At 55.4% G+C, this 23041-nt stretch carries 21 protein-coding genes; 15 read left to right on the top strand and 6 right to left on the bottom strand.

Going from position 1 to position 23041, the window contains the following annotated elements:
- The first annotated feature begins 99 nt into the window (after nt 1-99).
- The 8 genes from def (at nt 100) to K7H08_RS03735 (ending at nt 8534) form a co-directional block, all read left to right on the top strand.
- On the top strand, nt 100-612 hold the full coding sequence (gene def / locus K7H08_RS03770) for a peptide deformylase (RefSeq protein ID WP_038481402.1): 513 nt from the start codon (nt 100-102) through the stop codon (nt 610-612).
- A gap of 154 nt (nt 613-766) precedes the next feature.
- On the top strand, nt 767-1753 hold the full coding sequence (gene fmt, locus K7H08_RS03765) for a methionyl-tRNA formyltransferase (RefSeq protein ID WP_038481399.1): 987 nt from the start codon (nt 767-769) through the stop codon (nt 1751-1753).
- Nucleotides 1750-3084, top strand: coding sequence for a 16S rRNA (cytosine(967)-C(5))-methyltransferase RsmB (rsmB, locus tag K7H08_RS03760; RefSeq protein WP_120385758.1), 1335 nt, complete (start codon nt 1750-1752; stop codon nt 3082-3084). The genes fmt and rsmB overlap by 4 nt, the downstream gene beginning before the upstream one ends.
- Before the next feature lie 49 nt (nt 3085-3133).
- Complete coding sequence (locus K7H08_RS03755; protein ID WP_038481393.1) at nt 3134-3340, top strand: dodecin; 207 nt, start codon at nt 3134-3136, stop codon at nt 3338-3340.
- A 113-nt stretch (nt 3341-3453) separates the two neighbouring features.
- On the top strand, nt 3454-4827 hold the full coding sequence (trkA, locus tag K7H08_RS03750) for a Trk system potassium transporter TrkA (RefSeq protein ID WP_120385759.1): 1374 nt from the start codon (nt 3454-3456) through the stop codon (nt 4825-4827).
- A gap of 63 nt (nt 4828-4890) precedes the next feature.
- Nucleotides 4891-6339 carry a TrkH family potassium uptake protein gene (locus K7H08_RS03745; protein WP_120385760.1) on the top strand — a complete coding sequence of 483 codons (1449 nt, stop codon included), beginning with the start codon at nt 4891-4893 and terminating at the stop codon, nt 6337-6339.
- Nucleotides 6340-6378: 39 nt separating this feature from the next.
- Entirely contained in the window at nt 6379-7632 is a 1254-nt protein-coding gene (locus tag K7H08_RS03740) for a TraB/GumN family protein (protein WP_089039159.1), read from the top strand.
- Entirely contained in the window at nt 7629-8534 is a 906-nt protein-coding gene (locus tag K7H08_RS03735) for a DMT family transporter (RefSeq protein ID WP_120385761.1), read from the top strand. The genes K7H08_RS03740 and K7H08_RS03735 overlap by 4 nt, the downstream gene beginning before the upstream one ends.
- Here K7H08_RS03735 and K7H08_RS03730 read toward each other — a convergent pair.
- Nucleotides 8531-9292 carry a tRNA-uridine aminocarboxypropyltransferase gene (locus tag K7H08_RS03730; protein WP_231657250.1) on the bottom strand — a complete coding sequence of 254 codons (762 nt, stop codon included), beginning with the start codon at nt 9290-9292 and terminating at the stop codon, nt 8531-8533. The two genes, K7H08_RS03735 and K7H08_RS03730, sit on opposite strands and share 4 nt — an antisense overlap.
- A 196-nt stretch (nt 9293-9488) precedes the next feature.
- Between K7H08_RS03730 and bioB the strand changes: the two genes are divergently transcribed.
- The 6 genes from bioB to bioA are packed head-to-tail and all read left to right on the top strand — an operon-like array spanning nt 9489 to nt 15182.
- Nucleotides 9489-10562, top strand: a complete 1074-nt coding sequence (gene bioB, locus K7H08_RS03725; protein WP_231657249.1) for a biotin synthase BioB — start codon at nt 9489-9491, stop codon at nt 10560-10562.
- Nucleotides 10549-11703, top strand: coding sequence for an 8-amino-7-oxononanoate synthase (gene bioF, locus K7H08_RS03720; RefSeq protein WP_231657248.1), 1155 nt, complete (start codon nt 10549-10551; stop codon nt 11701-11703). Before bioB ends, bioF begins: the two co-directional genes overlap by 14 nt.
- Nucleotides 11691-12428 (top strand): alpha/beta fold hydrolase, encoded by a 738-nt coding sequence (locus K7H08_RS03715; protein WP_231657247.1) that lies wholly within the window; start codon nt 11691-11693, stop codon nt 12426-12428. Before bioF ends, K7H08_RS03715 begins: the two co-directional genes overlap by 13 nt.
- On the top strand, nt 12419-13192 hold the full coding sequence (bioC, locus tag K7H08_RS03710) for a malonyl-ACP O-methyltransferase BioC (RefSeq protein ID WP_231657246.1): 774 nt from the start codon (nt 12419-12421) through the stop codon (nt 13190-13192). The genes K7H08_RS03715 and bioC overlap by 10 nt, the downstream gene beginning before the upstream one ends.
- Nucleotides 13189-13914, top strand: a complete 726-nt coding sequence (gene bioD, locus K7H08_RS03705) for a dethiobiotin synthase (RefSeq protein ID WP_231657245.1) — start codon at nt 13189-13191, stop codon at nt 13912-13914. The genes bioC and bioD overlap by 4 nt, the downstream gene beginning before the upstream one ends.
- The gene (bioA, locus tag K7H08_RS03700) at nt 13911-15182 is read left to right on the top strand and encodes an adenosylmethionine--8-amino-7-oxononanoate transaminase (protein WP_231657244.1); all 1272 of its coding nucleotides are present in this window, start codon (nt 13911-13913) and stop codon (nt 15180-15182) included. The genes bioD and bioA overlap by 4 nt, the downstream gene beginning before the upstream one ends.
- Before the next feature lie 5 nt (nt 15183-15187).
- On the opposite strand, the gene K7H08_RS03695 is transcribed toward bioA, so the two are convergent.
- The 5 genes from K7H08_RS03695 to K7H08_RS03675 form a co-directional block, all read right to left on the bottom strand.
- Entirely contained in the window at nt 15188-15901 is a 714-nt protein-coding gene (locus tag K7H08_RS03695) for an SIR2 family NAD-dependent protein deacylase (RefSeq protein WP_231657243.1), read from the bottom strand.
- A gap of 33 nt (nt 15902-15934) precedes the next feature.
- Nucleotides 15935-17701 (bottom strand): bifunctional isocitrate dehydrogenase kinase/phosphatase, encoded by a 1767-nt coding sequence (gene aceK / locus K7H08_RS03690; protein WP_038481356.1) that lies wholly within the window; start codon nt 17699-17701, stop codon nt 15935-15937.
- A 186-nt stretch (nt 17702-17887) separates the two neighbouring features.
- Entirely contained in the window at nt 17888-19321 is a 1434-nt protein-coding gene (eat, locus tag K7H08_RS03685) for an ethanolamine permease (RefSeq protein WP_089039170.1), read from the bottom strand.
- A gap of 215 nt (nt 19322-19536) precedes the next feature.
- Nucleotides 19537-20379 carry an ethanolamine ammonia-lyase subunit EutC gene (gene eutC, locus K7H08_RS03680; protein WP_038481350.1) on the bottom strand — a complete coding sequence of 281 codons (843 nt, stop codon included), beginning with the start codon at nt 20377-20379 and terminating at the stop codon, nt 19537-19539.
- Nucleotides 20372-21787 (bottom strand): ethanolamine ammonia-lyase subunit EutB, encoded by a 1416-nt coding sequence (locus K7H08_RS03675; RefSeq protein ID WP_089039172.1) that lies wholly within the window; start codon nt 21785-21787, stop codon nt 20372-20374. Before K7H08_RS03675 ends, eutC begins: the two co-directional genes overlap by 8 nt.
- Before the next feature lie 254 nt (nt 21788-22041).
- On the opposite strand from K7H08_RS03675, the gene K7H08_RS03670 reads away from it, so the two are divergent.
- Nucleotides 22042-22986 carry a helix-turn-helix domain-containing protein gene (locus tag K7H08_RS03670; protein ID WP_089039173.1) on the top strand — a complete coding sequence of 315 codons (945 nt, stop codon included), beginning with the start codon at nt 22042-22044 and terminating at the stop codon, nt 22984-22986.
- Nucleotides 22987-23041 lie beyond the last annotated feature (55 nt).

The raw sequence follows: 23041 nt of genomic DNA, 5'->3' as shown, positions 1-23041 counted from the left end.
GCATGATATAGTGGCCGATAGTAAAGCACTTAGGCCTGCCAACACAGGTGGCAAGGCCTGCTCATATTAAAGACTCAGCATAACGGTGATTGTAACGCCATGGCCAAACTTCCTATTCTCGAATTCCCCGACGAGCGCCTGCGCACCAAGGCTGCACCGGTGGAAACCGTTGACGATGAGGTCCGCCAGCTCGTCGACGATATGCTGGAGACCATGTACGACGCGCGCGGCATCGGCCTTGCAGCGACGCAAATCGATGTTCATCGGCGTGTCGTAGTAATGGATGTCAGCGACGATAACTCACAGCCGCTAGTACTTATTAATCCGCGCTACGAGCCGATTGGTGACGAAAAAGAGCCGCTTTCTGAAGGCTGTCTATCGATTCCGGAATACTACGCTGAAGTCCCGCGCTATTTAAAAGTAAAGCTGAACGCGCTAGATCGTAGTGGTGAGCCCTACGAGTTAGAAGCCGATGGCTTATTAGCCCACTGCATTCAGCATGAGTATGACCATTTGGAAGGCGTGCTTTTTGTTGACTACTTATCACCCCTAAAGCGTGACCGAGTGATGAAAAAGATGCAGAAACGCCACAAGCTATTACACGACGCATAAACCGACCTACGCCGTGTTATTGCTGGCCGAGCTGACACGCTGCAAACGCACAGAATGTTATTCCTGGTGCGTTGTAGCGTTGCTTCTCGGCCTTTATTTGTTTCCCCCACGGCACACGATTACTTTCCCCCTTCAATGCTAGGTAGTCATCACCATGTCACAGTTGCGCGTTGTTTTTGCTGGCACGCCGGATTTCGCCGCTTCAAGCCTTGCTGCCGTGCTCGAAAGTCAGCATCAGGTGGTAGCGGTATATACTCAACCTGACCGCCCAGCTGGCCGCGGGCGCAAGCTCACCCCAAGCCCCGTCAAGCAGCTTGCTGTTGAGCATGGGCTACCTGTCTACCAGCCCGTCAGCTTAAAAAGCACTGATGCCCAAGCGGAACTGGCTGCATTGAACGCCGACGTAATGGTTGTCGTTGCTTATGGGCTACTACTGCCACAGGCCGTGCTCGATATTCCCCGCTTAGGCTGCATCAACGTGCACGCATCGCTGCTACCACGCTGGCGAGGTGCCGCCCCCATCCAACGCGCTATTGAAGCCGGTGATAGCGCATCAGGCGTCACCATTATGCAAATGGATGCGGGTCTGGATACCGGTGAGATGCTGTATGAAGTGCGTACGCCGATCACCTCGCGCACCACGGGCGGGGACTTGCATGATCGGCTGGCCATTCAAGGGGCGAATGCACTGATTAACGTGCTGGATGCGCTGGACAGCAACAATTTAAAAGCAACACCGCAGCCTGACGAGGGCGTCACCTACGCCGCCAAGCTCAGCAAAGCGGAAGCCGAGCTGGACTTCCATCAACCTGCCGAGCCGCTAGCGCGCAAAATACGTGCGTTTAACCCGTGGCCAGTGGCTTGGTGCACGTTAGGCAATGATCGCTTACGTTTGTTGATGGCCAGTGTTGAACCAGGTGAACAGCCTTCCACTACGCCCGGCACACTACTCGAACATGGCGAGGATCACCTACGCATTGCCTGTGGCGAGCAAGGCCAAGAAGTACTGTGCATTAGCCATGCCCAGTTACCTGGTGGGAAAGCGATGGCCGTGCGCGACCTGCTTAACGCCCGACAAACCCCGCTTATCGTCGGCGCACGCCTTGGGCACGCCGCCGCTCATCAAGGAGTTAGTGAATGAGCCAGAATCGCCCACCCAAAGGCGGCAGCGGCCAGGAAGTTCGCGCCGCGGCCGCCCGCGCGCTAGTACCTGTTTTGACTGACCAAGGCTCACTAGCCGGGCTAGATGAGCATAGTGTGATTGCCCGCGACCGCAGCCTGTTAAAAGAGCTGTGTTACGGTACTTGCCGACGCCTGCCGCGCCTGGAAGCGTTGGCTGGCGCACTGCTCAAGCAGCCTTTTAAAAAGCGCGATAGCGATGTTCACGCCTTGTTACTGGTGGGAATCTACCAGCTGCTTTATATGCGTATTCCGGCCCACGCGGCGGTCGGCGAAACCGCTGGCGCCGCTCGCCTGCTAGGCAAAGAGTGGGCCACCCGAGTGCTTAACGGCTGCCTGCGCCGTCTCCAGCGTGAATCCGAAGAGCTACAAGCCGCCGTTGACCTAGATGAGAGTGTTGCCCTGGAGCACCCGCCCTGGCTGCTTAATGCGTTGCGCACCGCTTGGCCTGAACAGTGGCGTGCCATTGCCGCAGCGAACAATGAACCAGGCCCCATGACGCTGAGAGTCAATCAGCGCCACAACGACCGTGAAGCCTATTTACAACAGTTGACTGAGCAGGGGTTAAGTGGGCACCTATGCCTACATGCGCCGGATGGCATTACCTTGGATGCACCCTGTGATGTCACCATACTCCCCGGCTTCGAAGAAGGTCATGTCAGCGTCCAAGACGAAGCGGCTCAGCTTTCTGCCGCACTGTTAGGGCCTGCATTAGCCCCCCGCCCAGGCGCCCACGTTCTCGATGCTTGCTGTGCACCTGGCGGTAAAACTGCCCACCTATTAGAGCAGTTTGATATTGCTCTGACGGCCATTGATAGCGACAACCAGCGCCTAGGCCGTGTAGACGACACACTGAACCGCCTAGGCTTAACGGCAGAACTGCAGCACGCTGATGCTACCCAGCAAGACTGGTGGGACGGCGCGCCTTTCGACGCGATTTTGCTTGATGCGCCCTGTTCTGGCACAGGCGTTATTCGTCGTCACCCCGACATTAAAAAACTGCGCCGTAAAGAGGATATTCGCCAGCTCGCTAAGCTACAGCGCCAACTGCTGGATAACCTTTGGCCACTACTCCGCCCAGGCGGCACCTTGCTATACGCCACCTGTTCAGTGCTGCCCGAGGAAAACGCTGAGCAAATCAAGGCATTTCTTGACCGCACGCCCGATGCAGAAGTCACCACGCCAAATGACGTGGCCTGGGGCGAACCAAGTGGCCAAGGACGCCAACTGTTTCCCGCGCAAAGCAGTCATGATGGCTTTTTTTATGCCAGACTAGAGAAGCGTACTGCTTAACATACCGCCCCTACCGGGGCGGTGAACCGATGACAAGGATGGAGACACTATGAGTACTCACACTTATAAGCATATCGAGCTAACCGGTTCTTCTGAAAAGGGAATTGAAGAAGCTGTGCAAAGTGCCCTCGCCAAAGCATCAGAGACCATTCATAACTTGCGCTGGTTCGAAGTCACCGACACTCGTGGCCATATCGAGGACGGCCGTGTCGCTCACTGGCAGGTCACGATAAAAGTTGGCTTCACACTCGAGTAATCCCGACCTGCTTTTCAACGGCGGCTGGTTTACACTGGCCGCCGTCTTTATTGCAGCGCACATATCTCTTGCCGAGAACGCGCTGGCGCTTACAACGGAACCGATGCTTAGCAATGAAAATCATCATTCTCGGCGCCGGCCAGGTCGGCGGCACCCTAGCGGAGCACCTCGCCCGCGAAGAAAACGATATTACCGTCGTCGATACCGACGGCGCGAAACTGCGCGAACTGCACACCAAACTGGATATTCGCACCGTGACGGGCGCGGCTTCGTATCCCATTGTGCTGCGTCAGGCGGGCTGTGAAGACGCCGATATGTTGATTGCGGTGACCAACACCGATGAAATCAACATGATCGCCTGCCAAGTCGCCCATACGCTGTTTCGCACGCCTACCAAAATTGCCCGCGTACGCTCAACCGCCTACCTCACCCGTAAGGGATTGTTTGCCCACGAAGCGATTCCTATTGATGTACTGATCAGCCCTGAACAAGTAGTCACGGATCATGTTCGCCGCTTGATTGAGCACCCCGGTGCGTTACAGGTGTTGGAGTTTGCCGGTGGTTTAGTACAGCTGGTGGCGGTCAAGGCGTTCTACGGTGGCCCACTGGTGGGGCAGGATTTAGCCTTTTTAGCCAAGCACATGCCCAATGTGGAAACACGCGTCGCGGCCATTTACCGCCGCAATCGGCCGATTATTCCCCGTGGTGATACGGTGATTGAAGCCGACGACGAGGTGTTTTTCCTGGCTGCACGGCGTGATATTCGCGCGGTAATGAGCGAACTACGCCGCGTTGAACGGGATTTCCGGCGGGTGGTGATTGCCGGTGGGGGCAATATAGGTGAACGCTTAGCCGAACACCTGGAGCACAGCCACCAAGTTAAGATTATCGAGCACAGTTTAGAGCGCTGTACTGCGCTTTCCGAGCGGCTTGACCGAACGGTGGTACTACACGGCAGCGCCACCAGCAAGCGGCTGTTGGAAGAAGAGAACATCGAAGACTGCGATATCTTTTGTGCCCTGACCAACGACGACGAGGTCAATATTATGTCGTCGCTGCTGGCCAAACGCTTGGGCGCTAAGAAAGTACTGACGCTGATTAACAACGCTGCCTACGTGGACTTGGTTCAGGGGGGCGAAATCGATATCGCCATTTCCCCCCAGCAAGCGACCATCGGCAGCCTGCTTACCCACGTCCGCCGCGGCGATATTGTCAACGTGCACTCACTGCGCCGTGGCGCTGCGGAAGCCATCGAGGCGATCGCCCACGGTGACAAGCAGTCGTCCAAAGTGGTGGGCCGGACCATAGCTGAGATCAATCTGCCTGAAGGCACCACCATTGGTGCCATTGTGCGAGGCAAAGAGGTCATCATTGGCCATGGGGATGTGATGGTAGAGAGCGGCGACCACGTCATTCTATTCGTGATTGATAAGCGACGCATTCGTGACGTGGAGCGGCTATTCCAAGTGGGATTAACGTTCTTCTAGGCAATGGCCTTCTAGGCAACGCTCTTCAAGAAAACAGGCCACCGCTATGAGGCAACCACTGCTATGAGTTTGCGGGTCATACTACGCATTTTAGGGCTACTGTTGATGCTATTTAGCCTCACCATGTTGCCACCCATGCTGATATCGCTTTGGTTTCGCGATGGTGTTTGGCACGCTTTTATGAGCGGTATCGCCATTTCAGTGATAACGGGCTTACTGCTTTTCCTACCCAATCGTCGCGCCCACAAAGAGCTACGGATTCGCGACGGTTTCATTATTGCGGCCATGTTTTGGACCGTATTGGCACTTTTCGGTTCGCTACCACTGATGCTGTTTGGTGAAGGCTCGCTCGGTATCACCGATGCGGTATTTGAATCGTTTTCCGGGCTAACCACGACCGGTGCAACCGTCATTACTGGCATCGATTTTCTGCCAGAATCCATCCTTTACTATCGCCAGCAGTTGCAGTGGTTAGGCGGCATGGGGATTGTAGTGTTAGCGGTGGCCATTTTGCCTACCCTGGGTGTTGGGGGAATGGCCCTGTACCGCACAGAAATTCCTGGCCCACTCAAGGATTCAAAGCTAACACCGCGAATTACCGAAACCGCCAAAGCGCTTTGGTACATCTACGCGACGCTAACGCTGGCCTGTATGGTCGCTTACATGTTGGCAGGGATGAGCTGGTTCGATGCCTTGGGACACAGCTTTTCGACCGTCGCTATTGGCGGATTTTCGACCTATGACGCCAGCATCGGCTACTTTGACAGTGCCGCCATTGAGCTGATTTGCGTTGGCTTTATGCTGATCTCAGCATTTAGCTTTAGCCTGCATTTTATTGCTTGGCGTGAAAAGCGCTTGCTGCACTACTTTCAGGACCCCGAAGCGCGCTTTTTAATGATATTTCTTGCTGGGTTAACCACGATCACCGTGATTACTTTGTGGCTCACGGACACCTACGACGATGTTGAAGGTCTGAGACACGCGCTATTTGAAGTCGTCTCTGTCGCCACCACTGCGGGCTTTGCAGTTGCCGACTTTTCAGGCTGGCCGGGTGCGTTACCGTTTCTGTTATTTGTCGCCGCCTTTGTAGGTGGTTGTTCCGGATCGACGGCGGGCGGTATGAAAGTGATCCGCATTATTCTGATCTTGAAGCAGGGTATGCGTGAAGTCATGCGCCTTATTCATCCCAATGCAGTCATTGCCGTTAAAGTGGGCAAAGTCAGTGTCCCCGACAGCATCGCCCAGGCGGTATGGGGCTTTTTCTCAGCCTACGTCATGCTATTTTTCTTGATGCTGGTGGGCGTTATGGCCACCGGTGTCGACCAAGTTACCGCCTGGTCCACGGTTGGTTCTGCACTGAACAATTTAGGCCCAGCGTTGGGCGAAGCTAGCAGCCATTACGGCGACTTGCCCAGCCTAGCCAAGTGGATTTTGGTGCTAGCGATGCTGCTGGGCCGCTTGGAAATTTTCACGGTACTTGTGCTATTTACACCCGCCTTCTGGCGTCGTTAAACACGTATCAATGCTTTCTATTCAAATTGAGACACATTAATGATCCATGACGATACAACACCGCTGGCGCAAGAACCCAACGCGCAGCCTAAGACCAGCGGCCCGTTAAAAACCGTCACCGTTGGCGGCACCCGTTACACCCTGCTCGGCACCGCTCACGTCTCTGCCGAAAGTGCCGATGACGTTCGCCAATTAATCAACAGTGGCACTTTCGATGCCGTTGCCATTGAGCTATGCGACGCACGTCATCACAGCATGGACAACCCCGATGCCATGGGGGAACAGGATCTTTTTCAGGTATTTAAACAGGGCAAAGCGGGCATGGTAGCGGCAAGCCTGGCGCTTGGTGCGTTTCAGCAACGGATTGCTGAGCAGTCAGGCATTCAGCCTGGCGCTGAAATGCGTGCAGCAGTAGAAGAGTGCCGTACCCACAAGCTGCCTTTAATGTTGGTTGATCGTGACGTTGGCATTACATTAAAACGCATTTACCGCAATGTCCCTTGGTGGCAACGCTTCTCGCTATTTTCGGGGCTAATTGGCAGCGTAATGTCGCGCCAGGATGTTTCCAAAGAGGACATCGAAAAGCTTAAAGAAGGCGATATGCTGGAAGCCACTTTCAGCGAATTTGCTGCCGAATCAGAAGCGCTCTATACCCCGCTTATTCGCGAACGCGACCGCTATATGGCGCTGCGTTTAGCTGAAGAAGCGCCACCTGGGCGCTACCAAAACGTGTTAGTGGTGCTGGGTGCCGGGCACTTAAAAGGCACCGGTGAACACCTGGAAGCACCGCTTCCTGAAAACCCTACCACGGAGCGTGAATCGCTGGAGGCAACGCCGCCACCGTCTAAACTCTGGAAAGCTGCCCCTTGGCTGATTACCGCGCTGGTTATCACCGGTTTTGTGATCGGCTTTTCGCGCAATACTGAGCTTGGCTGGCAGTTGGTCATTGAGTGGTTTTTAATCAATGGAATTTTATCCGGCGGCGCGACAATAGCGGCCCTTGCGCACCCAGTGACGGTGATTGCCACTTTCTTTGCCGCCCCACTGACCTCGCTTAACCCCACCATTGGTGCAGGCTTTGTCGCTGCGGGGGTCGAACTCTATATGCGCAAACCGAAGGTGCGCGACTTTTCGACACTGCGCCATGATGTCACCGAGCTCAAAGGTTGGTGGAAAAATCGCGTCTCCCGTACGTTGCTGGTGTTTATTTTAGCAACATTAGGGTCTGCGGTAGGTACCTGGGTAGCAGGCTTTAGGATTGCCGGTGCACTGTTTGGTAGCGGCACCGCGTGAGCACGATCAAACAAGCGCCATGGCAAGCCGATGCATTGCTATTGCTGGTAACGGTGGTAGCCGCTGGCGGCTGGATTTTTTCTAAAGAAGCGTTAGCGGGCATGCCACCGTTACTGTTTATTGGTACGCGCTTTTTACTGGCAGGGCTGATACTCCTACCCTTCGCCTGGCCTGCCCTAAGATGTTTACCCGCACGTAGGATAAGACGCGGCGTGCTGGTAGGCTTTTTGTTCAGCGCCGCGATAGCCTTCTGGATTCTGGGGTTAAATTACTCTGATCACCTGGGTGAAAGCGCGTTTATCAACAGCTTGGGGATTTTGCTGGTACCCGTTGTAGCACGGTTGCTGTTTGGCGACCGTCCGCCACGCTCTACCTGGATCGCCCTGCCGGTAGCGCTACTGGGCTTCGCCCTCCTGTCGCTAAACGCAGGGTTCAAAGTAGAAGCTAGTCAACTGCTAATGGTCTGCGCGGCGCTCTGCTTCGCGCTGTTGATCAACGTCAATACTCGCGTGGTGCGCAACGTGCCCGCGCTACCGCTAACCACGCTACAGCTGATGTCAGTGGGCAGCGTACTGACCTGCCTGTCGTTGGTCGTCGAGCATCAGCCGCTAACGCTCAGCCCCTCAATTCTGGGCTGGTTTATGGCCAGCGTGCTGCTGGCAAGCTCGCTGCGCTTCTTTCTGCAAATCAAAGCCCAGGGCATGACCACGCCTAGCCACGCGGCGGTTATCTTAATGCTTGAAGCCGTGTGGACCGCCCTATTCGCCGCATGGTGGTTTGACGAAACCATGACCCTGCTACAGCTGCTTGGCTGTAGCCTGATTTTTACCGCCCTCTTGATTAACCGCTGGTACTGGGTACGCAAAGTGATGCTCCGCTGGCTACCTGGTGCTCAGCGCTAACCCTTTCGATCTAATAGCCGCTGCATGGCAGCGGTTGGTTCAGCAATTTTGCGATAGTAACGGCTCTCGGCATAGCTATCGTTAAATACATCAAAGTAATCGTCTAGCACATCAGCGGCATTTTCATCACCACTTTGGCGCAGCAGTTCAATGGCAACCTCTGCCGTACACAGGTGCGCTTTTGAGGCGGGTTTGCGTAGCCGGTAGCGTGTTTCCCGCTCAGTGCGCAGCGGCAGTACCGGCAGCGTATCCAGATAAGGGCTCTTGCGGAACATTCGTCGCGCTTGGCGCCAAGTGCCATCTAAAATCACAAATACCGGAATACGCGCCTGCTGCTTCACAGCGTGCACGGCATTAATATCCACCACACGGTCTGCGTAGTCGGGCTGGTCATCTGGGAAGATCACAAAAGGCGCATAGCGCGGATCTTCAAGCAGCGCGGCTAACTCTTCGTCCGGCGCGGTGCGATACCAGGTAAACACTTTGGTTTGCGTCAGCACATCACCAATTAACCGCCCGGTATTGGTCGGCTTGTAGTGTTCTATAGAGTGGGTCAACAGCCATACCTGGGCGGTGCTATCTGCTTTCACCTGGTAAGGGCACAGACAGTTGAGCTCAGGAAGATTGCACCCTTCGCAGCGAGTGACAAAACTGCCCCGTGCTTTAAATTCACGCCGAGGTGGACGCGGATGCCCCGTAGCAGGGTCGTAGTCAGTCAATGAAGCAGACTCAGGGGGCTGTGACGTAGCGTCAGACATCCGCGCTCCAATTTATAAAGGGCGATTAATAAAGGGCGGTTAACAAAGGGCGCCGAGTATAAAGCAGCCCGGCCACCATGACGAACCCCAGCTCTCTAAAACCATTCGTAGTAAACCAGAACACTCTGAACAGTTGACACCAAAAGCGTAACGCCGCTAGAGTCTCGTCAACTTTCAAAAGAAAAAAGGTTTACCCGTGACCGCCACCGCTTTCAATGCCGCCCCACGCCACGACTGGACGCTGAAAGAGATTAATGCGCTGTTCGCGCTGCCCTTCAACGACCTGCTATTTAAAGCTCAGCAAGTGCATCGTGCCCACTTTGATGCTAACGCGGTGCAGGTCTCGACCCTGCTGTCGATTAAAACGGGAGCTTGCCCAGAAGACTGCAAATATTGCCCGCAGTCCGGTCACTACAATACCCAGCTCGAAAAAGAGAAGCTGCTGGAAATCGAAAAAGTCGTTACCCAGGCCAAGGCTGCCAAAGAAGCTGGCGCTAGCCGTTTCTGTATGGGTGCGGCATGGCGCAGCCCGCGGGACAAAGACTTACTGCTGGTCGAAGAGATGGTTCGCCAAGTGAAAGCTCTGGGGCTGGAAACCTGCATGACACTAGGTATGGTCGACGGTGATCAAGCCAGCCGTTTGGCGGCTGCCGGGTTGGATTACTACAACCATAACCTGGATACCTCCCCCGACTTTTACGCTGAAATCATCACCACCCGCACTTTCAGCGACCGCCTGGACACCCTGGCCACCGTTCGTGAAGCGGGCATGAAAGTATGCTCCGGCGGCATTTTAGGCATGGGCGAAGGCGCGCAAGACCGCAGCGCGCTGTTACAGCAGTTGGCCAAGTTGTCACCGCACCCAGAATCCGTGCCTATCAATATGCTGGTTAAGGTACCGGGCACTCCGCTCGAAAACGTCGAAGATCTAGACCCGCTTGAGTTTATCCGCGCCGTCGCGGTGGCGCGTATTATGATGCCGCAAAGCCATGTGCGGCTTTCCGCTGGCCGCGAGCAGATGAGTGAGTCGACTCAAGCACTGGCATTTTTGGCGGGAGCCAACTCGATCTTCTACGGCGACAAACTACTCACCACCGGCAATCCTCAGGCAGACCGCGACCGCGCGCTATTTGCAAAATTAGGCCTGCACCCAGAACGCCGTGATACCTGCGAAGATGAAGCCACTCACACCGAGCGACTCACCCAACAAGCTCAGCAGCGCGCCCAGGCAGAGCGGGCAGCAGCACTGGCGGTAGATGCCAGTGTCTGAAGCGTGGCAACAGCGCCTAGCCCGCGCCCGCCAGCAGCGTGTTGATCAGCAGCGCTGGCGGCATCGGCGGGTGAGCACCCTTGGCACGCTGGACTTTGCCGGCAATGACTATCTCGGGCTGGCTCATGATCCACGTGTGCAAGCTGCCCAGGCAGAGGGTGCGCGCCGCTTTGGCGCAGGCGCGGGCGCGTCGCACTTGGTCAGCGGCCACTTGGCAGTCCACGATGCACTGGAAGACGCCCTGGCTCAGTGGACAGGACGGCAGCGTGCACTGCTGTTTTCCACCGGCTATATGGCTAACCTTGGCGTGTTGCAAGCACTCGCCGATTCAAATACCGCCATTTTTCAAGACCGTTTAAATCATGCCTCGCTACTGGATGGGGCAACGCTAAGCGGTGCCCGCTCGCGACGCTTTCATCACCGCGATAGCGCAGATCTTGAACGCTTGTTAGCGCGCAGTTCTGCCCCCTATAAGCTGGTGGTCAGCGACGGCGTGTTCAGCATGGATGGCGACGTTGCCGATATTGCTACCCTTGCCCACGTCAGCCAGCAACACACCGCTTGGCTAATGATTGATGACGCTCACGGACTGGGCGTGTTAGGCGCTGATGGCAGCGGCTGTGTGGCAGGCTTCGACAGCCAAGCGGTGCCTATTTTGGTCGGCACCCTGGGCAAGGCACTGGGCACCGCTGGCGCGTTTGTGGCCGGTGACGCTGCGCTGATCGACCACCTCACCCAGTTTGCTCGCAGCTATATCTATACCACGGCCCAACCCCCCAGCATTGCCGCAGCGACTCTGGAAGCGCTGGCTATCGTGCAGCGCGAGCCTGAACACCGCCAACAGCTTACGCGCCATATCAACTATTTTCGCCAGCAGGCCCAAGCGCTCGGGCTGCCCCTTGCCGACTCCCATACACCTATTCAACCGCTGTTACTCGGCAACGAGCCACGCACCATGGCTTGGGCGGCTAAGCTCGCCCAACGGGGCATTCACGTCGGGGCGATTCGCCCGCCCACGGTACCTAATGGTGCCGCACGGCTGCGCATTACGCTGAGTGCCCGCCACACTTTAGGCGATATTGATCGGCTTATTGAAGGGCTGAGCGCCTGTCAGCGAGAGGAAGCAGCATGTCCCGCCTAGACGCCCCTCAACGTCTGGTGCTGCTGTCAGGCTGGGGGATCGATCAGCGCATCTGGCAGCCGCTGGACACCTACTGGCCTGCCCATACTGAGGTACACACGGTGGACTGGCCGGGCTATGGCGATACCCCCGCCCTGGCTGAACCGGCCACCCTTGATACCCTTGCCAGCGCCATGGCCGACAAACTACCCAGTAACGCTGTGTGGATTGGCTGGTCGTTGGGCGGGCTGTTAGCCAGCGCGCTGCTCGATAAGCTGCCTGCGCCACGCGGCCTGGTACTGATTGGCTCAGGCGGGCAATTTTGTAGCGATGACGGCGTGAGCAAAGCCGAGCTTGCCAGCTTTCAGCGCGCCTTTAGCCGCGACCCCGACGCCACCTGGCGGCATTTCTTACTCTGGCAAACCCAAGGCGAACCTAACGCTCGCCACGCACACCAACAGCTACGTGCCATGTTGGGTGACACCCCCAGCGCTACTAACAGCACCCTATCCCAAGGGCTTCACTGGCTTGCCACCCTGGATAACACCCAGCGTTTGCAAGAGGCGCCCTGTCCGGTCATTCAACTAGTGGGCGAGCACGATCCGTTAGTGGCTTCCAGCACCCGCGCTCAGGCAGTCAACCTTGCCCACGCGGGGCACTGTCCGATGCTTTCCCAACCTGCTCAACTAGTCGCGACCATCGCTTCCCAGGCCGCACTGGTCGCCAAGGAGCACGTATGTACCTAACGGCAACGCCAAACTGGCAGGCAAAAGTCGCCCACGCTTTTTCTCGCGCGGCACCCCGCTACGATGCGCTGGCCAGCGCTCAGCGCCAGATAGGGGAAACGCTCTGGTCATCGCTTCCGCCGAGTGCCGACAACATACTCGACCTTGGCTGTGGTACTGGCGTCTGGACACAGCGACTAGCCACTCAATTTCCCCGTGCCCACGTCACTGGGCTGGATATTGCCCCGGGCATGCTCGCTCACGCCCAAGCGCGCTATGGCCATCATATTCGTTGGCAGCAAGGCGATGCCGCTGCACTGCCTTTTGAGCGCGGAACTTTTGATCTGATATTTTCCAACCTTGCCATCCAGTGGTGCCGCGATATCGATGCGGTTATGCGCGAGCTTCAACGAGTGCTGTCCCCTGGCGGCCAAGTGCGCCTCACGACACTTTTACCCGGCACGCTGGCAGAAGTCGCCTCTGCTTGGCAGCGCCCGGAGGCATTACTGCAGACGCCGAATGCTCTGACACTTGAACGCGCCGTTGGCTTAAGCGGCTTAACGCTGGTTGACCGCATTACTGAGTGGCGGCGCTTTTACTACCCCGATCTCACTGCCGTCATGGCTTCAATTAAGGGGGTAGGCGCCCAGGTGGCGCGGCCCAAGGCACGTCTTACCCGCCGAGACCTGGTCGCCGCCCGCCAGCGTTTTGAAACGCTACGTGAACCCCAAGGGCTCCCCGTTAGTTACCACTGCATCACCCTGCGCCTGGAAAAAACACCATGACCGTCTATTTCGTGACCGGCACCGATACCGATGCAGGTAAGACCCTGGCCACCAGCGCACTGCTGTGCGCTGCCAAACAGCAGCAGCTCAGCACGCTGGGGCTTAAGCCGATTGCCTCTGGCAGCCACATCACGGTGGATGGGCTGCGCAATAGCGACGCGTTGGCGCTACAACAACAGAGCGCTCCCCCCGTCGATTACACCACCGTTAACCCGTGGGCGTTTGCGCCCGCTATTGCGCCACATCTGGCCGCCAGCGAGGCGGGGCGCGCTCTTAACGTCAATAGCGTAGTGGCCTCGCTTACCGCCACCCTAAACGACATGCCGCGCGATTTAACGATCATTGAAGGCGCTGGCGGCTGGCGTGTGCCACTCAATGAGCACGACGACTTTTCCGATATACCGCGGATGATGCAGCTGCCAGTCATTCTGGTCGTGGGACTAAAACTTGGCTGTCTTAATCATGCGCGGCTTACCGCGGAGGTCATCGCTGCCGATGGTCTAATGCTTGCAGGCTGGGTCGGCAGCGTAGTGGACCCTGTATTCTCCTCTGATACAGCACGCATTGATGCCAACATTGCCCTGCTTAAAAACACCCTTAACGCGCCATGTCTGGGCATTATTCCTCATTTAGCCACCGCTGATGCCACCCATGCGCGCCACGCGCTTTCACTATCTGCACTGCTCAACACTTCAGCTTTAAATCAGGAAGCCGCTCTATGAGTTCTCCCGTTTGGCACCCTTATGCCCACCTCAAAACCCAAGCGCCAGCACCCAAAGTGGTCGGCGGCAGCGGCAGTCACTTTACGCTGGCAAACGGCGAGCAACTGCTCGACGCTACCTGCTCCTGGTGGTGCATGATTCATGGCTATGGCCACCCGCGTTTAGTCGCGGCCATTCGTGAACAGGCAGGCGAGCTATGCCATGTCATGCTCGGTGGCCTCACCCATGATCCCGCCGACCAACTCGCACGGGAGCTAGTGCGCATTACCCCTGACGGCCTTAATCACGTGTTTTACTCCGACAGCGGTTCAGTCGGGATGGAAGTGGCGATGAAAATGGCCCTGCAGTACCAGGTGCTCATCGGCCACCCCGAAAAGTGCAAGATGCTTTCGTTAATGAAGGCCTACCATGGCGACACCACCGGCTGTATGGCGGTATGCGACCCTGAAGAAGGCATGCATAGCCTGTTCGCCAGCCTGCTGCCCCAACACCACTTCGCCCCCGCGCCCACCGCACCGTTTAACGCCACACCGGAGCAGGTAGCCGACGATTTAGCGGCGCTGCGCGACGTATTGGCGAGCCATCACCATGAGATTGCTGCCCTGCTGATGGAGCCGTTGTTACAGGCAGCAGGCGGGCTGAATATGACCTCGCCTGACTACCTGCGCGGCGCACGGGCGCTATGCGATGAGTTTGGCGTGCTGCTGATTTTTGATGAAGTGGCTACCGGTTTTGGCCGCACTGGCAAGCTGTTTGCCGCCAATCACGCTGACGTGGCACCGGATATTATGGTGCTCTCTAAAGGACTAACCGGCGGCTATCTAGGCCATGCAGCAACCCTAGCCAACGACCGCGTTCACGATGCGTTTGTTGGCGACAGCGCCCACCATGCCTTTATGCACGGCCCGACATTTATGGGCAACCCGCTGGCCTGCCGCGTCGCGCTGGAAAGCCTGCGCGTGTTTGAAGAGGAGCACTACCTAGACAAGGTTGCGGCACTCAGCCAACAGCTTAGCCGAGAGTTAATTGACGACTCCGCGCTGAACGCCCACCCAGACGTGGCCGATGTGCGAGTACTGGGTGCCACCGCAGTGATTGAGGCGCACTCCGCCGAGACGCTGAAAGGTGTCGGGCAGTTCGCCCGCGAGCGTGGGGTGTGGCTGCGCCCAATCGGCCGCTGGCTTTACACCATGCCCGCTTATATCGCTACTGACGCCGACATCACTCAGATTACCAACGTAATGAAGGCATGGTTTTTGAAGCGATAGATAATTCAAGGCAGCATTAAATTACCCTGTTTGCGCCACTGATTGACCAAGGCAGGAACGCCTTCACCTGCAGTGGTGTTAATCGCCAGCACGCCCGGCGGTGTTAAGGCATCCGCGTCGGGGTCGACCAGTGCACACGGGGTATCCAAGTCAATATACGACAGCAGCGACGCCGCGGGCATTACCGCTAGAGACGTGCCTACCACCAGCAAGAAATCCGCTTGGCTAACAAGTTCGCAGGCGTCTTCAAACAGCGGCACCGACTCGCCGAACCACACCACGTCCGGGCGCAGCTGGCTGCCCTTGTCACAAATATCGCCCAGCGCAATACCGCCTTTCGGCAGTGGATAGCGTAACCGCACATCCACTGAAGAGCGCGCCTTCAAAATCTCTCCATGCAGATGCAATACATCACGCGACCCCGCACGCTCATGCAGATCATCAATATTCTGCGTAACCACGCTGACTCTAAAGCCATCTTTTTCAAGCGCCGCCAGGGCTTTATGGGCAGCGTTGGGCTTGGCCTTACGAATTTGCTCCCGGCGCAGGTTATAAAACTCCAGCACCCGCTGAGGATCTCGCTGCCAGCCCGCAGGCGTGGCTACCTCTTCAACAGGGTGATCTTCCCACAGGCCATCGCTGGCACGAAACGTTTTAATACCACTCTCAGCGCTAATGCCTGAACCGGTAAAAACCACTAGGTGCGGTGTTGCTGTCATGTTTTCCTCGACTAAATCACTGCTTACTGTTTCCTAATATACCAGTTGCCCTATGGTCCCCGCGAAGCGCTGCTTATTACGATATGGGTAAACATCAATCACCCGACCATCGACAATGGCCTGCTGTAGCTCCAACCAGTAATCGGGATCAAATAACTCCGGATGCTGTTGCATAAAAATCGCGCGCAGCTCCGGGTTGGCAAACATAAAGGGGCCAAACTCCTCGGGGAAGATATCATTGGGGCCAACGTAAAAACTCTCCCCACCACCTCCTTGAAAGTCATTGCCATACGATTTAGGCATGTGCCGAAAGCGACACTCCGTGAGATAGCACACCTCGTCGTAATCGTAAAAAATCACTCGGCCATGGCGGGTAACACCAAAGTTTTTTAACAGCATATCGCCCGGGAAGATGTTCGCCGCTGCCATCTGTTTAATGGCGTTACCATAGTCTTTGAGCACCATTACGCGCTCGTCCGCGCTGCACTGCTCCAGATAAATATTCAGCGGTGTCATCATGCGCTCGGTATAGCAGTGCTTGATTATTACCTTGTCATCTTTCAATGACACAGTAGACGGTGCTACTTCTAGCAAGTGCTCTAGACACTCCGGCGCAAAGTGATCCTGGCGCACGATAAAATTCGAGAACTCCTGGGTATCAGCCATACGCCCAACACGGTCATGGCGTTTCACCAGGCGGTATTTCTCGCGCACTATTGCGTGGGTGACCTCTTTGGCCGGGTCGAATTTATCTTTAATGATCTTAAACACGGTGCGAAAACTAGGCAGCACGAACACCGCCATCACCATGCCGCGCACACCAGGTGCAATGACAAACTGATCCTCACGCTTGGCCACTTGCAGGTTTAGGGCACGGAAAAATTCGGTTTTGCCATGCTTAAAAAAGCCAATCGCGGCATACAGTTCGCCTTCAGGCTTATGGGGCATGAGCTGTTTTAAGTAGTGGACAAACTCCCCAGGCACCGGCACATCGACTTGGAAGTAGGCACGGGTAAACGAGAAAATAATCGAGACTTCGTCGGTCTCGGTTAGCACGGTATCCAGGTGCAGGCAGGGGTCGCCGCCCTGCTGCTCGCCAAACCCTTCACCATGTAGAATAGGTAACACTAGTGGCACCTGCTCACCGCCACCCAAAATGCGGCCGACTAAGTAGGCCCCTTTATTACGGTAAAAGACACTTTTCAACAGCTCTAATTGCGCGTCTTCTGACTGCAAAATAGCGGCGGGAAGCAGGGTTTCTAATAGGCCTGCAGCTAGTTCAATATCGCGCTCCAGATCAGCAAAGGCGTTATCAAACGGTGCCTCTTCAAGCGCCCAGGCAAGCGCTTGAGACCAATCACCATTGACGGAATACTGTCGACAAAGCTCAATTCCAGAATGGTGCGCAGCATCTTCTCGGGAGCTGTACACAAACATCCAGTCATTGCGAATATGGCGGTGGTGGAAAATCGAGCAGAATAGTGAGTTAAAAAACGTCTCGGCCAACTCGTAATCCAACCGCTGACTAATCAGCTGCGCATAGTGCTCACGCGCCTCCCGCCAGGTCTCACAGTACGTAAGCGCCTCATGATCAAAGGTACGCTGCAAACGTGTCAGCGTATCGCCCACTCTCTCTTCATAAAGGTTAATCCGCGCCGCTGAGGCTTGCTGGGCATCACGCCACGCCGCATCACGAAAACGCCGACTGGCGTCAAAGGTAATTTGCTTGAAGCGTGCTCGGTAGCCATCAAATCCATGCAGAATAGTGGCCGCTAAACGATACGCGGGAGAGTGCTTCATGGCGGTGCTCCTGACTATTTCCCCCAGCTTCGCGTAACGGAGCACTACATGCGAGAAGACCTTGGTGGGTAATTCGCATGTTTAAGAAAGCAGCTGGCTGTTTTAGCACTCATCATAAAAAGCCTCTGGGCCGTTGGGCACAGAGGCTTAAACTGCCTAGTCAGTCTAGGCGGTTAGGATCAAACATTACAGCTTGGCAGCAGCTGGCGCTGGCTCGTCAATGTCTAGCTCTTCCGGGGCAGCAGTCACCAGCGCAAACTCCTCTTCAGCGGTTTTCGCCACCAGCTTATTCTTGCTGTAAAGGAAGTAGTACGCTGCACCAGCAATGAATAGAACAATGGTGTAATTAAACGCGCGGGGGTCGAAAGCATAGACACCGGTGAGTGCGACGAGGGAAAGAACTAACGCAACGCCAGAGGTCACCACACCACCGGGTGTTTTATAAGGGCGCGGCAAGTCAGGCTGTTTAACTCGTAATAGAATGTGGCTGAGCGCCATCAATGCATAAGAGAGCGTCGCGCCGACAACGGCCATCCCTAGAATTAGATCACCCTCGCCGCTAAGCGAGACCAAAAAGCCAAATACACCAGGCACAATCAGCGCCAGATAAGGCACTTTACGCTCGCTGGTCAGTGACAGCGGCTTTGGTAAATAGCCCGCCCGAGAAAGCGCAAACACCAAACGGCTGTAGCCATAGATAATCGAGAAAAATGACGCCACTAGACCCGCAAGACCTAAGACATTCACCAGCGTGGCAAGTGTTGGGTTGCCCGCAACGTTAAGCGCATCGACCAGCGGCACCCCACTTTGACCAATCATTTCGGCTCCCGCCGCGCCGGCCAGTAACACCACGACCAATAAGGCGGTAAATAGCAGGAACAACATCGCGGCAATAATCCCTTTAGGCATATCCCGCGCGGGGTCTTTGGCTTCCTCCGCCGCTAGCGGCACACCTTCAACCGCCAAAAACAGCCACATCCCAAACGGCAGCGCGGCCCAAATACCGTACCAACCATAAGGCATAAAGGTACTCGCACCGGCTGCATCGGTGGGCGCAATATCAAACAGATTCGCTGAATCGAAATTGCCAATCAGCGCCACTGCCGTTGCCAAAATCGCAAACACCGCCAGCCCGCTAATCACCATCATCACTTTTAGCGCTTCACCTACGCCGGCTAAGTGAATGCCGATAAACACTGCGTAGAACAGCAGGTAAACCAACGGCCCATTAATGCCCAGTAGCGATTCGACTGCCGAGCCAATGAAAATCACGATCGCAGCAGGTGCAAGCGCGTACTCAATCAACACCGCAAGCCCGGTTAAATAGCCACCGGCTGGCCCCATCGCTTGACGGGCAAAGCTATAACCTCCACCTGCGGCTGGAATCGCTGCGGACATTTCCGCCAATGCTAATACGAGTGCAAGGTACATCATCGCCATTAAGCAGGCGGCAATGGCAAAACCACCCCAACCCGCTTCAGCAATACCGAAGTTCCAGCCGGCAAAATCACCGGAAATAACATAAGAAACCCCAAGCCCTGCTAATAATAGCCAGCCCGCGGTACCTTTGCGCAGCTGGCGCTTGGCCAAATACGCTTGATCGACAGAAGGTTGTGTCATTGTCATGCCCTTTTCAGTGTGGAACGCAATCGTTGTCAGCGGCGTGCTGAGTCGGGGTGTTGGTTCCATATTGTTGTTAGGAGTGTTGTTAGGAGCGTTTCTATAAGTGTTTGTTATTTATGTATTGTTATTACTCTTTTTAATTACTATTTTAATTACTCTGTTATCTATATGGCGCTGCTTATGCATAACGCTTCGCTTCCTGTGCCTCTTACTTAATCGGCCACCAGGAAGTTTTGAGTTGTCCCCCCTGTTGCACCGTCTAATACGCTGTCCTCGCTGCGATCTTTCAGTTGCACGCCAGACAGTTTCCGCTGACGGGCTTCGGTTAATAGCAACAGCAGCCGCCGTGCGGCCTCTTCCGGCTTGAGCCCTGCTGGGCGCACGTTCGAAATGCAGTTGCGGCGATCATCCTTTAAGCCCACTTCTGGTTCCCAGGTCATATACAGCCCGAGGCTATCGGGGGAGCTTAAGCCTGGGCGCTCACCAATCATCACCAGCACGGCATCGGCATTAAGCAGCGCGCCAACCTCATCACCAATCGCCACGCGGCCCTGCTCTACGATGGTTAGTGGCGCGAGCTGCCACTCCCGCTGATCACTCTCCAAGGCGCGATACAGCGCAGTAAGAAACGGCGCACTGTTCTGCTGTACTGCCAGTGCGGAAAGCCCATCGACAATCACCACCGCTAAATCGAAGCGCTGGCCACTTTGCGCCGCTTGTTGCAGTTGCTCTCGCGAAGCGTCGTCAAGACGACGGCCATAATCCGGACGCTGCAGGTACATGGCGCGGTCTACTGCGTGGCTATGCACATGAATAGGTGTCTGGTGCAAGCTCAGCGCTGTCGTTAACTCATCGGCCAGCGCGTCGCACTCAAGAGGGCAGTGAACGGCATCCTGGGCTTGGGCATGAGCCAGTTGAAACGCCAATAGCTGATGCGTGGGCAGACTAATGCCCGCTCGTCCCAGCCCAATGCGAGCATCGGTAAATGCCCTCAGCCGCTCCCATGGGTTAGCGATCACAATCGGTGGGGCTTTTTTCGATTCATTATCAGACATCGCGAGCAGCCTCCGTTGGCAGGTGGCGCAGGCTATTAGCGAAAGCGGCCGGTAGTTGATCATTTAACCGATAGGAGGAAACATCTTGGAAGATTTGCATCTTCGCCAGCCACTGCTCGAACTCCGGGGCGGCCTTCAACCCAAGCACGCGCCGTGCGTAAAGGGCATCGTGAAAGGACGTGGTTTGATAGTTGAGCATGATGTCGTCAGAGCCTGGGATGCCCATCACAAAGCTACAGCCCGCCACGCCTAATAGCGTCAGCAGGTTGTCCATATCATTTTGATCGGCTTCAGCGTGATTGGTGTAGCAAACATCACAGCCCATGGGCACGCCTAGCAACTTGCCGCAAAAGTGGTCTTCCAGCCCCGCTCGGGTGATCTCTTTGCCATCGTACAAATACTCAGGGCCGATAAATCCCACCACCGTATTCACCAGCAGCGGATTAAACTTGCGCGCCACCGCATAGGCGCGGGCTTCACAGGTTTGCTGGTCCAAACCATGATGAGCATCAGCGGAAAGCGAGCTGCCTTGCCCAGTTTCGAAATACATCACGTTGCGCCCAACCGTACCGCGATTCAGCGTTTGAGCAGCCGCCTCAGCCTCTGCCAACGTACTTAAATCAAAGCCAAAGCTGCGGTTGGTGGCTTCGGTACCGCCAATGGATTGAAAAACCAGATCTACAGGCGCGCCCTGCTCGATCGCTTCGAGCGTGTTGGTCACATGAGTGAGCACGCAGGATTGGGTGGGTATTTCGTATTTCTGAATGACATCGTCCATCAGGCGCATTAGCTTGATGCTTTGGGCGACATTATCAGTAGCAGGATTGATTCCAATGACCGCGTCGCCACTGCCATACAGCAAGCCATCCAGAATACTGGCGGCAATCCCGGTCACGTCATCGGTAGGATGGTTGGGCTGCAAACGCGTAGATAACCGCCCCGGCAAACCAATAGTATTGCGAAATGCGGTCGTCACATGGCACTTCTTGGCGACTAGCATCAAATCTTGATTGCGCATCAACTTGCTAACAGCGGCGGCCATTTCAGGAGTAATGCCAGGGCGAGCCGCGGCTAATACATCGCTGGTGGCATAGTCGGATAGTAGCCAGTTACGAAAGTCACCCACGGTTAAATGCTTCAGCGGCGCAAACGCAGCAGCATCGTGCTCATCGATGATTAAACGAGTAATTTCGTCTTGCTCATAGGGGACCAGCACATCATTCAAAAACGTGGTAAGCGGGAGCTCTGCCAGCACCATTTGCGCCACTACCCGCTCTTCTGCTGATTCTGCAATGACACCTGCCAAGCGGTCGCCAGAGCGTGGCGGCGTGGCCTTGGCCATTAATTCCGCCAAGCCATTAAAGCGATAGCGGCGGCTTCCAACAGTTGTGTGATAGGTCTGCGCCATGGGACCTTCCTTTTTTATATTTAAAAGCGACGATTTCTATAACTAAGGTTTCTAAAACTACGGTTTCTAAAACAATGGCGCCGAATGCGCGTTGAGGAACAGAATTTACTTGTTTCCACAATAGCGCTATCACTTAATAGGGAGTATCGAGTTTTGGCAAACCTGTCATACTTATAAAAAAATTATTAAATACAATAAATTAGAGGCAAGCATGCAACGTGATGGCGCTTTAATCACGTTTACAGGAGTTTTTCATGACGCTGACAAGCCAAGACATTGCACCAAAAAAATGCATTCAAGAGGCGTTTGATGCCGACGAACATGCCCAAAATCTGACCCGCTGGCAGCAGCAATACGACCAACTAAGTCCTGGCCGCTTTTATGGGCGACTAGATGAAATTGAGTTACCCGCCATGCAGGTGTTTAAAGAACATACCGGGCAAGCACTGCGACAAGACTGCCGAGTGTGGGCTGACTCTCTCTGGCTGGGCATCCCCACTCAAGCACCAGGGTCACGAATTAATGGGCAGGCGTTGGAAGAATATGAGGTGATGTGTCATCCCGGTGGTCGTGATTTTGAGCTGGTAACCCCCGAGGCGTTTGATATCTATGGACTAGTGATACGTATGCCGTTATTACAGGCTGCCGCCCAGCGACAGGGGGTGATACTTGATCATGAGTGGCAAGATTCACCCCGCCGCCGGGTAGCGCCTGAAACTCTGCATGCCGTGTCTTTTTTACTTGAACGCTTACTCTCAAATCAACAAGGCCCCATCGCTGAAAACGTTCATCAAGATATTTTGCTAACAGGCCTAATGGAAGTATTAAAAGCCAACCAAACAAGCCATGAATTGCCTCCCAGCTATCCTCATCGAAAAGCAGTGGTTGACCGAGTGAAGCGCTATGTTGATGAGCACCTGGAAGGTCCAGTCACCATGGAAACGTTATGCGAGCTAACTCATGTCAGTAGGCGTACGCTGCAATACAGTTTTACGTCTATCCTAGGGATTAGTCCGCTGCAATTTTTACGTTTAACGCGACTGAATAGAGTGCGTCGTGCTCTGCGCAGCGCAGAGCCCCACCAAACAGTGACTGAAATTGCCACCTACTGGGGCTTTTGGCATTTGGGGCAATTTGCTCATGACTATAAGCAACAGTTTGGCGAAAGCCCTTCGCAGACGTTAAACGCGATTCACTGAGCGTGCGCGGCATCCCTTTCGAGGTAAAGATCTTATGTCGAGGCAACGATCCTAT

Origin of the sequence: Halomonas sp. IOP_6 (assembly GCF_021151565.1) — a bacterium.
GTDB classification, from domain to species: domain Bacteria; phylum Pseudomonadota; class Gammaproteobacteria; order Pseudomonadales; family Halomonadaceae; genus Vreelandella; species Vreelandella alkaliphila.
The sequence above is the reverse complement of the archived record's forward strand: the minus strand, read 5'-3'. Positions and strand labels throughout refer to the sequence as shown.